Source organism: Pseudolysinimonas sp. (genome assembly GCF_039912695.1).
GTDB lineage: Bacteria > Actinomycetota > Actinomycetes > Actinomycetales > Microbacteriaceae > Pseudolysinimonas_A.
Map to the genome: position 1 here is coordinate 212,216 of NZ_JBDSPJ010000013.1, position 14,171 is coordinate 226,386.

At 66.0% G+C, this 14,171-nt stretch carries 12 protein-coding genes; 7 read left to right on the plus strand and 5 right to left on the minus strand.

Annotation, left to right across the window (positions count from 1 at the left end; translation table 11 throughout):
• Positions 1-29 precede the first annotated feature (29 nt).
• The gene (locus ABIR17_RS04985) at positions 30-1,109 is read right to left on the minus strand and encodes an LLM class flavin-dependent oxidoreductase (RefSeq protein WP_348003279.1); all 1,080 of its coding nucleotides are present in this window, start codon (positions 1,107-1,109) and stop codon (positions 30-32) included.
• 90 nt (positions 1,110-1,199) lie between these two features.
• Here ABIR17_RS04985 and ABIR17_RS04990 point away from each other — a divergent pair, with 90 nt between their 5' ends.
• Positions 1,200-1,655 carry an NUDIX domain-containing protein gene (locus tag ABIR17_RS04990; protein ID WP_348003256.1) on the plus strand — a complete coding sequence of 152 codons (456 nt, stop codon included), beginning with the start codon at positions 1,200-1,202 and terminating at the stop codon, positions 1,653-1,655.
• A 56-nt stretch (positions 1,656-1,711) separates the two neighbouring features.
• Here ABIR17_RS04990 and ABIR17_RS04995 read toward each other — a convergent pair whose 3' ends face one another.
• Positions 1,712-3,082: an aminomethyl transferase family protein gene (locus tag ABIR17_RS04995; RefSeq protein WP_348003257.1), complete on the minus strand. Its 1,371-nt coding sequence runs from the start codon at positions 3,080-3,082 to the stop codon at positions 1,712-1,714.
• 100 nt (positions 3,083-3,182) lie between these two features.
• Here ABIR17_RS04995 and ABIR17_RS05000 point away from each other — a divergent pair, with 100 nt between their 5' ends.
• From ABIR17_RS05000 to ABIR17_RS05010, 3 genes are all read left to right on the plus strand, one after another.
• On the plus strand, positions 3,183-4,118 hold the full coding sequence (locus ABIR17_RS05000; RefSeq protein ID WP_348003258.1) for an IclR family transcriptional regulator: 936 nt from the start codon (positions 3,183-3,185) through the stop codon (positions 4,116-4,118).
• Entirely contained in the window at positions 4,076-4,837 is a 762-nt protein-coding gene (locus tag ABIR17_RS05005) for an IclR family transcriptional regulator (RefSeq protein WP_348003259.1), read from the plus strand. The genes ABIR17_RS05000 and ABIR17_RS05005 overlap by 43 nt, the downstream gene beginning before the upstream one ends.
• A 68-nt stretch (positions 4,838-4,905) precedes the next feature.
• The gene (locus tag ABIR17_RS05010; protein WP_348003260.1) at positions 4,906-6,084 is read left to right on the plus strand and encodes a 4-hydroxybenzoate 3-monooxygenase; all 1,179 of its coding nucleotides are present in this window, start codon (positions 4,906-4,908) and stop codon (positions 6,082-6,084) included.
• Between the two features lie 4 nt (positions 6,085-6,088).
• Here the strand turns inward: ABIR17_RS05010 and ABIR17_RS05015 are convergent, their stop codons facing one another.
• The 3 genes from ABIR17_RS05015 to ABIR17_RS05025 form a co-directional block, all read right to left on the minus strand.
• The gene (locus ABIR17_RS05015) at positions 6,089-7,960 is read right to left on the minus strand and encodes a heavy metal translocating P-type ATPase (RefSeq protein ID WP_348003261.1); all 1,872 of its coding nucleotides are present in this window, start codon (positions 7,958-7,960) and stop codon (positions 6,089-6,091) included.
• Between the two features lie 36 nt (positions 7,961-7,996).
• Positions 7,997-9,499: a glycerol kinase GlpK gene (gene glpK, locus ABIR17_RS05020; protein ID WP_348003262.1), complete on the minus strand. Its 1,503-nt coding sequence runs from the start codon at positions 9,497-9,499 to the stop codon at positions 7,997-7,999.
• A 98-nt stretch (positions 9,500-9,597) separates the two neighbouring features.
• Positions 9,598-10,572, minus strand: coding sequence for a sugar-binding domain-containing protein (locus tag ABIR17_RS05025; RefSeq protein ID WP_348003263.1), 975 nt, complete (start codon positions 10,570-10,572; stop codon positions 9,598-9,600).
• A 114-nt stretch (positions 10,573-10,686) separates the two neighbouring features.
• Between ABIR17_RS05025 and ABIR17_RS05030 the strand changes: the two genes are divergently transcribed.
• From ABIR17_RS05030 to ABIR17_RS05040, 3 genes are all read left to right on the plus strand, one after another.
• Positions 10,687-12,348 carry a glycerol-3-phosphate dehydrogenase/oxidase gene (locus tag ABIR17_RS05030; RefSeq protein ID WP_348003264.1) on the plus strand — a complete coding sequence of 554 codons (1,662 nt, stop codon included), beginning with the start codon at positions 10,687-10,689 and terminating at the stop codon, positions 12,346-12,348.
• A gap of 105 nt (positions 12,349-12,453) precedes the next feature.
• A complete protein-coding gene (locus ABIR17_RS05035; protein ID WP_348003265.1) occupies positions 12,454-13,623 on the plus strand; it encodes an acyl-CoA desaturase in 1,170 nt (389 codons plus the stop codon).
• A 61-nt stretch (positions 13,624-13,684) separates the two neighbouring features.
• Positions 13,685-13,888 carry a cold-shock protein gene (locus tag ABIR17_RS05040; protein WP_348003266.1) on the plus strand — a complete coding sequence of 68 codons (204 nt, stop codon included), beginning with the start codon at positions 13,685-13,687 and terminating at the stop codon, positions 13,886-13,888.
• Positions 13,889-14,171 lie beyond the last annotated feature (283 nt).

Here is a 14,171-nt window from a genome sequence, read left to right on the forward strand (position 1 = left end):
TCGATCCTACGAATGCGAGGCGGCGTTTCTTACGCGGTCGCGGCGATCGGATCCTCAGCGAGCAGCTCCCGCACGCGCGGGATCACCACCGTGCCGTAGAGCTCGATCGCGTGCATCAGGTGCTCGTGCGGGATGGTGCCCGCCGAGTACTTGAGGTCGAACCGCTGGATGCCCAGGGTGCGCACGGTGTCAGCGATCTTGCGCGCGACCGTCTCGGGCGAACCGGTGTGCTGGGCACCCGAGGCGATCTCAGCCTCGAAGTGCTCGCGCGTCATTGGACCCCAGCCGCGCTCCCGGCCGATGCGGTCGAACATTGCCTTCTGATGCGGCCACAGGATGTCGGCGGCCTCCTGGTCGGTGTCGGCAACGAACCCGGGCGAGTGCACCGCGACCGGAAGGTCGGGCATGTTCTGCTGCGCGAGCGCGCGGTGGAAGAGGTCGACGTAGGGGGCGAACCGCACCGGTGCGCCGCCGATGATCGCGAGGGTGAGCGGAAACCCGTAGCGCGCGGCACGCACTACCGATTCGGGACTGCCTCCGACGCCGACCCAGGCTCGAATCGATCCCGAGTCGGTTTTGGGGTACACCTCCTGGTTTTTCATCGGTGCACGCAGAGTGCCCTCCCAGGTGACCGGACCCTCCTTGAGCAGTTCGTGCAGCAGCTCGAGCTTCTCTTCGAACAGACGCTCGTAGTCGCCGAGGTTCAGTCCGTACAGCGGGAACGACTCGGTGAACGATCCACGGCCGAGGATGATTTCGCCCCGACCCTTCGAGATCGCGTCGAGGGTGGCGAACCTCTCGAACACACGCACCGGCTCATCCGACGACAGAACCGTGACCGCCGTGCCGAGATGGATGCGCTCGGTGCGGGCGGCAATCGCGGCCAGCACGAGTTCGGGACTCGAGATCGCGAAGTCGTCGCGGTGGTGCTCGCCCACGCCGAAGAAGTCGACCCCGACCGAATCGGCGAGAACGCCCTGCTCGACGACGTCACGGATGACTTGGCCGTACGAAACGGGGTTGCCATCGAGATCCACACTCTTGTCGCCAAAGGTGTCGAGCCCCAGCTCGACGCCGTCGAGCGGGATGTGGTTCGGAACTGTTGTCATGTCACCATTCAACTCGATCGAGGCGGTTGCCATTCCCAGCATCCCTCGCCCAGCATCCCGCGGCGGGCCTCGCCGATCTAGCCTGATCTGATGGCATCCGTTCACAGCGCCGGCATCCTGTTGTATCGGGATGGCGTGGTCGGGCGCGAGGTATGGATCGCCCACATGGGCGGCCCGTACTGGGCGCGTAAAGAGGACCATGCCTGGTCGATCCCCAAGGGCGAGTACCTCGACGACGAAGACCCCTTCGACGCGGCGCGGCGCGAGTTCGTGGAGGAGACCGGGATACCCGCTCCCTCGCTCGCCTACCGCCACCTGGGTGTCTACCGCTATTCGTCGGGAAAGTTACTCACGGTCTTCGCCGCAGAAGCCCCGGACTTCGACCCGGCGAACATCGCCAGCAACACTTTTGATCTCGAGTGGCCGCCGAGATCCGGCAGGATGCAGTCGTTCCCCGAGCTTGACCGGGCCGCGTGGGTCACCCGGGAAGAAGCGCGTCGGATCCTCGTCTCAGCGCAGGCCGCGATGCTGGACGACCTGATGTGAATCGCGGGTTGAGGTTAATCGGTCGCCGAGCCTTCAGCGATTGAGTAGCAGAGCACTCAGTGATTGACCCGATACACCGTGCGCGCATAGTCGTGATACGGCGCCGGAGCGACAGTGGCACGAATCTTCACCTGACGGTGCTTCTGGTCGACCTGCGGCTTCGTCGAAATCGGGTCTTCGCCCCAGACCACCTCGACGACAGTTCCGTCGGCCACGTCGTTGTCGAGTGTCGCAAGCGACATGTAGAGCTGTTCAAACGCGGTGTAGCCGGCGTCCGTCGAGATTCCGACCGGCTTACCCTCGAGGTCGACACGGTCCATTTGGTAAAAGCCGTATCGAGCTTTGGGAAAGTCGAGGAACTTCGCCGGGATGCCCGGTTCGACCTGGGACTTGACGACGGCTGCGACGTCGTCGGCATTCCAGAGCAGCGTGACCTTGCGCCGCTTCGGGGCGGCCGCGATCTTCTCGAGGGCCTCTCGACCGTGGAAGTCGTGGTCGAACTTGACTGACTTGCCGAGTCCGATGTCGAACGGCGTGAGGTAGTAGTCGTGGATGTCGGTGGAGAACAGCGACCCGGCGAGCGAACCCGCGCGCGCGGCGGGCAACCACTCGCGGTACTCGGCGAAGTCGTCATCCCAGATCGCCGGGAAGGGGGTCGGCACCCAGCCCGACTCTTGGGGCGACGAGGAGTACGCCTTGGCGCCCACCATCTTGATGTCGAACTCGGCGCCCGCTTCCTGCAGCGCGGCGAGGATCGCGGGGCCGTCGGCGTACGGGCCGTAGAACTCGAAGCCCGGCTGCCCGGCCATTCCGTGCCGCAGCGCCTTGACCTTCTTGCCGGCGATCTCGACGTCGGCGATGTGGAAGAACTTGACCTCGGGAATCGCATCCCAGAGCTTCAGCATGACTTTGTCGGCCTCCGGGCCCTGCAGTTCATAGCGGTAGAAGGTCGGGTCGGCGTCGGTGCGCATGTTCGAGTTGGCCTCAAGGCGGTGGTGCACGTTCTTCCCCTCGGCCTCGCCTTTCTCGAGGTTGTAGCGCACCCAGTCAATGAGGATGTGGTGGCCGATGAGCACGAGACCCTCACGGTCGTCGGAGTTGTAGAACAGGATGCCGTCGCCGATGAGGTAGCCATCCTGGTTGACCGCGATGAGCTGCTTGGCGACACCCGCCCGGAAGGTCGCGAACGTGTTGGGCGAGATGCTCGACAAGATCGGGATGAGGTCGGACCCACCCATAAAGAGCTGCGTCATGTGGTGCGACTGGTCCATAATCGCGACCGTTGTCGACCAGGCGCGCTGCTCGTCGCGCCAGTTGGTGAACTCCGGCTTGATCGGAAAAGTGACCGACGGCCAATCCTGGTTGCGCAGCAGTTCAACTGGGCTACCGACGCGGGCGACCGCGGCTGCCAAAGTCTCTGAAGTCATCATTGATCCTCACGTGGGTGCGCCGGAATGCGTCGCCACTCTACGAGCGGCACCGGAAGCCCGCGCCTTGGTTCTCTTTGAAAGGAAGTAGGCTGCGCTCGTGGCACGGCAATCGAACGGCACCTCCGCGATCAGCCGCGTCGTACTCGTGCTCGACACCTTCTCGGTCGAAGCCCCGTTTCTCTCGCTGAGCGAGATCTCGGAGCGCGCCGGTCTCCCCCTTTCCTCCACGCATCGGATCGTCACAGAACTGGTCGGCCACGGCCTGATCGAGCGGATGCCGGACCGCAGTTATCGGGTCGGCAACCGGCTCTGGGAGCTGGGCAGTCGCACGCCCGGGGCTCTCGGGCTGCGCGAGATAGCACTCCCCTATCTCCACGCCGTCCAGACCCGTGTGCGGCAGCACACCCAGTTGTTGGTGCGCTCCGACCTCGACGTGCTCGTCATCGAGCGGCTCTCGGCACGCGATGCCGTGGTCAACGCCTCGATCGTGGGCGGGCGCATCCCGGTGCAGCACTCATCGAGTGGGATTGTGCTGCTCGCCCATGCCGACGAGGCCGAGGTGCTTCTCGACCGCGTCGTCGCGCGCGGGCTGAACCCGATCACGCCGACCAGCCTGCGCACCGCCACGCAGCTTCGAGATGCCGTCGAGCATGCGCGCCACGAGGGGTTCGCCGTCTCGGAGGGCTTCATTTTCCCCGAGTCGCGCGGCATCGCCGTGCCGGTGCGGGGTTCTCAGGACGTCGTCGTCGGCGCCATCAGCGTCGTCGTGCCCAACGACGGGTCGGCGGTGCACGACTTCGTCCGCCTGCTGCGGCTCGCGGCGGACGGCATCCACGAGGCGCTGTTGCGCAGCTACCTGCCGGTCGGGCATCCGAACGCTCGAGCCGGCGGCATCTACCGGCAACTGGTGTCGTCGTCCGACCGTTCGATGGAGTATTTCGAACACCTCCTCACCGACCACGTCTCGTTGAATGGGAATACCGTGTCGCTATGGCCAACGGACCCTCTGGAGAGGGAGTCATCGAGCGGCTGATCCGCGTGCTCGAGACTTTCGACCCCGACCACACCGCGCAGACCGCCAGTCAGATCTCCCGCCGGGCCGCACTGCCCGCATCCACCGGGCACCGGGTCGTCGCCGAACTGACGGCGGCCGGACTGCTCGAACGCGACGATGAGGGTCGCGCGCGGGTCGGGATGCGACTGTGGGAACTCGCCACCCGCGGCTCCCTCGCCCTCGGGTTGCGCCAGGCGGCACTGCCTGCCATGGAGCGCGTGCAATCCGCGGTTCGTCAACACACGCAACTCGCCGTGCTTGAGCACGACACGGCGCTCTTCCTCGAACGGCTGTCACACCCGGAAGCCGGCGCCAACATCACCCGGATCGCCGGACGTCTGCCGTTGCACGCGTCGTCGTCGGGACTCGTGTTGCTGGCCCACGCTCCACGAGAGGTCATTGAGCGGGTACTCGCGTCTCCTCTCCCGGCGGTTGCCCCCGACACGATCACCGACTCCGCGGTGCTCCGCCGCCGGCTCTCCGAGATCCGCCGACTCGGCTACGCAGTCTCGCCGGGGTCGGTCGAGACCGTTTCGACCGGGATCGCGGTTCCCATCCTCGACAGTGGGACCGTCGTGGCGGCGCTCTCCGTCATCCTGCCCCGCGGTTCGCGCGACGAAACCCGCACGCTCGTTCTGCTCCGGGATGCCGCAGCCGACATCGCGACGACCCTTGCGCAGGCGAGATTGTTCCGTTGAATGGGCAACCGTGCCCACGAGACTGACCGCCCCGGCACACTGGAGCGACCTCGTCGAAGGAGACTGAAGTGGCCGACAGTATCCACACCCGCGTCGCGATCGTGGGCGCCGGCCCTGCCGGGCTTCTGCTCTCGCACCTGCTGCACCTCGACGGCATCGAGTCGATCGTTCTCGACGACCGTTCGCGCGATGACATCGAACACACCATCCGGGCCGGCATCCTCGAGAACGGAACCGTCGACCTGCTCTCCTCGTCCGGTGCATCGGAGCGGGTCCTCGTCGACGGACACCGGCACGAGGGCATCGAGCTGCAGTTCGAGGGCGAGGGTCACCGCATCGACTTCGAGAAACTCGTGGGCCGCGCCGTCTACCTCTACCCGCAACACGAGGTGCTCAAAGACCTACTGGCTCGACGTCTCGCCGACGGCGGCGACATTCGCTTCAGCACCTCGGTCACGGCGGTACTCGACGCCGAGAGCGACTCACCGCGCGTGGTGGGAACGGATGCCGACGGCACCCCGTTCGAGATCGTCGCGGAGTTCGTGATCGGGGCCGACGGTTCCCGCAGCATCGCCCGCACGGCGGTCGTCGGATCGCAATCCGGCGGATACTTCCGTGAGTATCCGTTCGGCTGGTTCGGCATCCTGGTCGAGGCGCCGCCTTCGTCGGACGAGCTGATCTACGCGAACTCCGTCGATGGCTTCGCGTTGATCAGCCAGCGCTCGGCAACGGTGCAGCGCATGTACCTGCAGTGCGACCCGGGGATGAGCCCGGATGCCTGGAGCGACGCCCAGATTTGGGACTCGTTGCAGTCCCGGGTCGCTGGCCGCGAGTTGCACGAAGGACCGATCTTTCAGCGCGACGTACTGCGGTTCCGAAGCTTCGTCGCCCATCAGCTGCAGAAGGGCAGGGTGTTTCTGGTCGGCGACGCCGCCCACACCGTGCCGCCGACGGGAGCGAAGGGGATGAACCTCGCGATCAACGACGTGCGCATCCTGCACGAGGGACTGGCCGCCTACTTTGCCGGTCAGGGCACCGCGGCGCTCGACGCGTACGAGGAGCGAGCGCTCCCCCGCATCTGGAAGGCCCAGCACTTCTCGTGGTGGATGACCAGCATGCTGCACTCGACAGCCGAGGCGAGCGAGTTTGACCGTCGTCGCCAGATCGGCGAACTGCGCAGCGTCGTGGAGTCCACCGCGGGCAGCACGTACCTCGCCGAGGCGTACACCGGCTGGCCCTACGACTGAGTCCCTACGACTGAGCCGAAACCGCCGGTGTGACCGGTGCTGAGGATGGACTGTTCCGAGCGCCGATCGTTCGCAGCGCAGCCAGGATCGTGACCAGATCGATCCCCTCCTGCAGGAAGGCGCCGAGGGTCGCGGGGATGACGCCGAACATGGCGACCACCATCAACGCGACGGACACAATCATCCCGAGCCAAATGCTCTGCAGCGCGATGCGTACCGTGTCCTTTCCGATCTGGATGGCGTCGGCAACGCGCGAGATGTCGTCGACCAGAATGACGGCATCCGCTGACTCGCTCGCGGCCGTCGCACCCCGCACCCCGATCGCGATGCCGATCTCCGCGGCGGCGAGAACGGGCGCGTCATTCACACCGTCGCCGACCATGATGACCGGCCGCTCGGTGATCGCAGCTACCTCTGCGACCTTGTCGGCGGGCAGGCATTCGGCACGCACCGTCGTGATGCCCACTTCTGCGGCGACGAACTCGGCACTCTCGCGCGCGTCCCCGGTGAGCATCCGGGTGTCGCGGATGCCGAGCTGCGCGAGCCGCACGAGCATTGCCGCCGCTTCGGGTCGGACGGTGTCGCGGGCAAGAAGAGCGCCGGCGAACACTCCCCCGACCGCGACGTAGACCGCGAGTTCACCAGGCCCGATCCTCGTGCGCGCGGCATCCGAAACGCGTTCCGCGATGAAGGCGTACTTGCCGACTGCGACATCCCGACCGTCGATGGTCGCGACCACGCCGTTGGTCGCGTGTTCCTCGGCTGCGGCGCCCTCCTGCAGCACGAGATCGCGAGAGCGCGCGGCAGCGATGAAGGCCGACGCAAGCACATGAGACGAGTACTGCTCGGCGCTCGCGACGAGTCCGAGCAACTCGTTTTCGCCGAAGCCGTGCTCGGGTCGCACCGCGACGAGCTCGGGCGACCCATGGGTGAGGGTGCCGGTCTTGTCGAACACGGCAGTTCGGGCGCGGGCGAGCTGTTCGAGAACGCCGCCGCCCTTGACGATGATCCCGTTGCGGGCGGCGCGGCTCATCCCGCCGATGAAAGCAACGGGCGCCGCGATCAGCAGCGGACACGGCGTCGCGAGCACAAGTACTTCGGCGAAGCGCACGGGCTCGCCGCTCACCGCCCAAGCGACTGCGGCCAGCGCGAGCGACAGGACCGTGAACGGGACGGCGTAGCGGTCCGCGAGGCGCACGACCGGGGCTCTGCTGCGCGACGCCTGCTCCACGAGGGCGACGATCTGCTGATACTGGCTGTTGCCCGCAGTGGCCGTCGCGCGCAACTCGAGCGCCGCGACGCCGTTGACCGACCCGCTCAGCACCGCATCCCCGGCCACCTTCTCGACCGGGATCGGCTCGCCGGTCACGGAAGACTGATCGAAAGCGCCGGCCGGGGAGACCAGGGTGCCGTCAACGGGAACGATCTCCGAAGGACGCAGGAGCAGCAGATCACCGACCCGCACCTCGTCGATACCGACATCCCGCAGGCCGCCGTCCTCGATCAGATGCGCGTGCTGGGGCGAACGTGCCAGGAGCGCGTCGAGGTCGTGCTGTGCCCGTCGGTTCGCGGCATCCTCGAGGGCGACCCCGCCGGCGAGCATCAAGACAACAACGATTGCGGCGAGATACTCACCAACGAGCACCGCCGCAACGATCGCGGTGACCGCGAGGATGTCGAGCCCGAACTGACGTTTGAGAAGTGAGCGGATCATCCCGACCGCTTGCCACGCCGCCATCGCGAGCGCGTAGCCGCCGAACAGCCACGGCACGAACCAGGCCTCCCCCGTTAGGAAGAGGACCCCGCCAACCGCGGCCACCATGAGAGTCAGGGTGACGGGCCAGTAGCGCACCGCGTAGTTGAGGATGCGCCGCATGCCTGAGTGTCGCAGACCGGCCCCGACCGCACCTGCTTAGGAGTCGATCCACCCGAAGGTGCGCTCGACGGCTTTGTGCCAGGTGCGACGCAGCTCGGCGCGGCGGTCGTCGTTGATCGAGGGTTCCCAACGTCGGTCTTCACGCCACCGGGCGCGCAGGTCGTCGAGGCCCGACCAGACTCCGACAGCGAGGCCTGCAGCGTACGCAGCACCCAGCGCGGTCGTCTCGGTCACGACCGGACGAACGACCGGGATGCCGAGAACATCCGCCTGCAACTGCATCAGCAGGTCGTTGCGCACCATGCCGCCATCGACGCGGAGTTCGACGACCGACACCCCGGCATCGGCATCGGCGGCCTCCAGCACATCGCGAGTTTGGAACGCCACGGCCTCGAGCGCGGCGCGAGCGAGGTGCGCCCGCGTGACGAACCGCGTGAGACCGAGGATCGCTCCACGGGCGTCGGGTCGCCAGTACGGGGCGAACAGCCCTGAGAAGGCGGGAACGATGACCGCGCCGCCGCTGTCAGGAACGGATGCCGCGAGCGGTTCGATCTCGTCGGCCGATTGGATGATTCCGAGGCCGTCACGCAGCCACTGCACGAGCGAACCGGTGACCGCGACCGACCCTTCGAGCGCATACCGGGGTGACTGGTCGCCAATGCGATACGCGACCGTTGTGATGAGGCCGTTGGCAGAGTGCACGACCGTCTCGCCGGTGTTAACGAGCAGAAAGTTTCCGGTGCCGTAGGTGTTCTTGCTGTCGCCCGCCTCGAACGCGACTTGCCCGAAGGCGGCGGCCTGCTGGTCGCCGAGGATTCCCGCGATCGGAACTTCGCGCAGCAAGCTCGACGACTCGACCTGACCAACCACTTCGGAAGAACTGCGGATCTCGGGCAGCATCGCGCGAGGGATGTCGAACGCCTGAAGCAGCGCGTCATCCCATTCCAGGGTGTGGAGGTCCATCAGCAGGGTGCGGCTCGCGTTGGTCACATCGGTAACGTGCACGCCGCCGTCGGGGCCGCCGGTCAGGTTCCACACCACCCAGCAATCGGTCGTGCCGAACAGCAGGTCGCCGCTGACCGCCCGCTCGCGGGCGCCCTCGACGTGGTCGAGGATCCAGCTGATCTTCGTCGCAGAGAAGTAGGTCGCGAGGGGCAGCCCGGTGTCATCGCGGAACCGGTCGACCCCGCCGTCGGCCGCGAGGCGATCGACGATGTGCTGCGTGCGGGTGTCTTGCCACACGATCGCGTTGTAGATCGGTTCACCGGTCGCGCGATCCCACACGACGGTGGTCTCCCGCTGATTGGTGATGCCGACCGCGGCGATGTCGTGCCGGGTTAGATCGGCTCGGGCAAGCGCGAGCCCGATGACCTCTTGGGTGTTGCGCCAGAGCTCTCGCGGGTCGTGCTCGACCCAACCCGGCCGCGGGAGGATCTGCGTGTGTTCCAGCTGTCCGCTGGACACGACAGTTCCCGTGACGTCGAACACGATCGCCCGGGTACTGGTGGTGCCTTGATCGATCGCCAGGACGTGACTCATCGTCGAGCATCTCCTTCGGTGCGCTCACCATGTCGGTCAACGCCTCACTTTACGAGCGCGGCGAGCACCGGATGAGCGGCGTGCACGAATGTGCGGGGTCACGTCGTCGCGAGCAGCCGCCGCGCGAGCCCCTCGTCGAGCACGAGATCGGTGATCACTCCGGCGGCGAGGGCCCCGCGCAGGCTGTCGAGTTTCTGCTCGCCGGCGACGACGCAGATTCGACGAGGCACCCGTCGGAGCGTCGCGAAGTCGGGTCCGGTCGCCCGGGCATTGAGTGCCACGTCACGATGGCTGCCGTCGACTCGATAGAACACGGTGGCCACGTCGCCAACCACTCGATCCGCGCTGAGGCTGCGATAGTCGCGATCGTCGAGGTAGCCGCCGACATAGACGTGGCTGGGGACGCCCGCGAAGGGGGATCCCAAACCGAAGAGTGCGACATCCATTCGTCCCTGAAGTTCGAGGACGCGTTGGGTTGCTCGCTCGCGCCAGAAGGCATCCTTCGTGCTGGCTTCGTCGAAGAGTGCTGGCACCGGAAACTGCTGCACGCGGGCGTGATACGCGTCACCGAATCTGCGGAGAATCTCGCTCGCGTAGTCGATGCCCGTGGTCTGGGTGTTGCCTGCTCCGTTGAGCTGCACCACGAGGGTGTTGTGCACGTCCTTGACGGCGAGATGCCGACTGATCGCCCCCATCGTCGACCCCCAGGCGAGCCCGATGATCATGTTCGAGTCGATATGGCGATGCAGCAGGCGGGCCGAGGTCAACGCGACGCGTTCGAGCCGGTCGACGTCGCTCAGCGAATCCGGCGCGGGGACGACGTGGGCGACGACCTGAAACCGTTCCGCGATCGCTCGCTCGGCTGGCGGCCCCGCCGCGAAGGGCGCACGCACCCGGATGTCGACAAGCCCCGAGGAGCGCGCGTAGCTCAGCAGACGCGAGACCGTCGACCGGGAGGCGTGGAGTTCGGACGCGATGGTCTCCATGGTGAGGTCTTGCAGGTAGTACATCTGCGCTGCCTGAAGCGCAGCGAGTGCGCGCGGATCGGAAGCAACGTCGTTCTGGTCGCTCATCGTCGGCTCCTTTCCGGCTGCGCACGTTCGTGCAGAGGCATTGCGCGATTGTGCACTCCTCCCCGATCATAGGGATTGCCGGCGAACACGACGAGACCCCAAGGATTCCCACGCATGCCCGAACGGAAGTCTCAGCCGACCGTTCTCGTCATCGGCGGCGGAATCAACGGGATCGGCGTCTTCCGTGAACTGGTCCTCCAAGGGATCGACGTGTTGCTCGTCGAACGCGGCGACTTTGCCTCCGGGGCGACGGCCGCATCCAGCCACATGGTGCACGGCGGGATTCGCTACCTCGAGAACGGCGAACTGCGGCTCGTGCGCGAATCCGTCGTTGAACGCAACCGGCTGCTGCGCGTCGCTCCGCACCGGGTCACGCCGCTTGAGACGACCATCCCGATCTTCTCCACCTTCTCGGGACTGTTCACCGCACCTCTTCGGCTGCTCACTCACCGGGCGCCGGCGCGACCCCGTGAACGCGGTGCGCTGCTGATCAAAATCGGCCTGGTCATCTACGACACCTTCTCCCGCGACGGCGGAACGGTGCCGCGGCACCGCATCCACGGTCGCCGCCGCTCGCTCGGCGAACTTCCCCAGCTCAACCCGAACGTGCGCTACACGGCGACCTACTACGACGCGTCGATGGATCAACCTGAGCGTCTCGCTCTCGACGTGCTCGGCGACGCCCTCGCCGTCGGCCCGCACGCCCGTGCGCTCAACTACACCGAAGCGGTCGGAATGGATGAGGCGGGCGTGCGACTGCGCGACCTCGATTCCGGGCGCGAATGGCACGTCACTCCGGATGTGATCATCAACGCCTCGGGGCCGTGGACAGACCTCACCAATGAGGCGCTCGGCGAACCGACCTCCTACCTGGGGGGAACCAAGGGTTCCCACGTCGTGCTCGACGACCCCGAACTGCTGGCCGCGACCGGCGGGCGCGAGATCTTCTTCGAGAACAACGACGGCCGAATCGTTTTGATCTACCCGCTCAACGGCCGGGTTCTAGTCGGCACGACCGATCTCGAGGCCGACCCGCGCGAGCCGGTTGAATGCACCGACTCGGAGGTCGACTACTTCGCTGACCTCGTGCGAACGGTCTTTCCTGACCTCGAGTTGCGGCGCGACCGCATCGTGTACTCGTTCTCGGGAATCCGACCCCTTCCGCATCATGCCGATCTCGCGCCAGGCCTGGTGTCGCGCGACTACCGCATCGAGGTCAGTCGCGACGGCCGGCTCGGCATCCCGACGGTGAGCTTGATCGGGGGCAAGTGGACCACCTTCCGGGCCGTGGCCGAGCACCTCGGCGACACCGTGCTCACGCTCCTCAGCACGCGGCGGCGACAGTCGACCACCAACCTGCCGATCGGCGGCGGGGCCGGATTCCCGGCGGCGGCCAATCGTGTGTCGTGGCGTGAACGCGAACTCCCCGGAGTCGCGGTGGGGCGAGCTGACCTGTTGCTCAGCCGCTACGGAACCCGGGCCGCCCTGGTTCTGCCGTACCTCGCCGATGACCAACCTCTGTTGGGCGACGAGTTGTCGACCGGGGAACTTCGCTTTCTGGTCGAACACGAATGGGTCAAGCACCTCGACGATGTCGTCTTTCGCCGCACCACGCTGGCGTTCCGAGGCCTTCTCGCGCCCGCGGACGTCGAAAGGATCGGTGCTGCTCTGGCGTCAATCATGGGGTGGGATGACGGCAGCCGTCGGGCCGAGGTCGACGCGACCGTCGAAAAACTGCGGATCGCGCAGCGACCCAGCGGAATTCCTGCGAACTAGCGGATCGGAATCTGGCCAAGACACCCGTTTGGTGTGCTCACCCGGCTAGGCTGAGGGGCAGTGATCGGCGATCTTCCGATGGCTTATACAAGCGGGCTCCTGTTCTTGAGAGAGATTCGGACCGCCGACTGGACGGATTCGCACATCTCGAACCCCTCTGCGTCCGTACCCGCCGAGAATCTTGCTTCAGGTCAGCTCGGCCGCATCCGTGAGACCGTTCCTCGCACCGCCGAAAAGATTGACCCGACACGCAACTTCACCACGATTGCGATGGAGGTCCGCGATTCAGGCCTGCTTCGTCGTGCTCGCTGGTTCTACCTGGTGCTCATGCTCGGACTCGGGGCTGGCCTCGTGGCCGCCGCGGCCGGATTCGTGTTGCTCGGCGCGAGCTGGTTTCAGCTGCTGATCGCGGGTGGGCTCGGCGTTTTGTTCACCCAGTTCGCGTTCATCGCCCACGAGGCCTCGCACCGTCAGGTGCTCGAGTCCGGGCCAGCTAACGACCGCATGGGTCGCCTCGTCGGCGTGCTGCTGGTCGGCATGAGCTACAGCTGGTGGATGACGAAGCACACCCGTCACCACGCCAACCCGAACCAGATCGACAAGGACCCCGACATCGGTGGTTCCGTCATTGCCTTCTACGACGACAAGGCGAAGAACGCTCGCGGCCCGCTGGCTTTCATTAACCGTCGCCAGGGTGTGTTGTTCTTCCCGCTCCTGCTGCTCGAAGGTCTGAACCTTTACGTGCAGTCCTACGCTCACCTCCTCTCGCGCAAGCCGATCAAGGGCCGCGTCTTCGAGCTGACCATGCTGACGCTGCGGTTCACGGTTCTCTTCGGCGCAGTGTTCTACTTTCTGCCTCTGGGCATGGCGTTCGCGTTCCTCGGCGTTCAGATGGCGGTCTTCGGCCTCTACATGGGCGGTGCCTTCGCCCCGAACCACATCGGGATGCCGATCCTCGAGAAAGAGTCGACGTTCGACTTCCTCACCAAGCAGGTCGTCACCTCTCGCAACATCGCGGGTGGCTTCTGGGCGAGCGCGATCTACGGCGGACTCAACTACCAGGTCGAACACCACCTGTTCCCGAACATGGCGAGAGTTCACCTCGCCAAGACTCGCAAGATTGTGCGCGAGTACTGTCGCACCGCCGACATCCCCTATACCGAGACGTCGATCCCCCGCGCTTACGCGGCCGTGATCACGTACCTAAACCAGGTGGGACGGCTCGCTCGCGATCCGTTCGCCTGCCCAGTCGCCGGTCTCTACCGGCGCGCTTAACGCGGTTTCTGGGGCCGAAAGGTTCCGGGATTCGCACCAATGAAGAAAGAGTACAAAGAACATGGCAACTGGAACCGTTAAGTGGTTCAACGCCGAAAAGGGCTTCGGCTTCATCGCTCCGGATGACGGAACGGCGGACGTCTTTGCCCACTTCAGCGCGATCGCCGGCACCGGCCGTCGTGACCTGAACGAGAACGAGCACGTCTCCTACGACGTGACGCAGGGCCCCAAGGGACCCCAGGCGTCGAACATCACGCAGGGCTGATCTCACCGATCTGATCCCGCATATCAGGAACCCCCGCTCACGGTGACGTGAGCGGGGGTTCCTCGTTGTGCGGGAACTCCCCGGATAGGGACGATCGCGACTACCCCCTTTAGGGGGTAGAACGAACAGCCGAGACAGATCGGTCTGCTAGCGTCCCAAGAGTCCCGGCGAGGTCTCCCCCGACTGAGCCGTACGATCACACCCCCCATCGGGGCGCGTCACCCGAAAGCGACCCGCTCCGTGCTTACCCCCGCCGGCCTCACGTGCCGGGAAAATTGTCGTG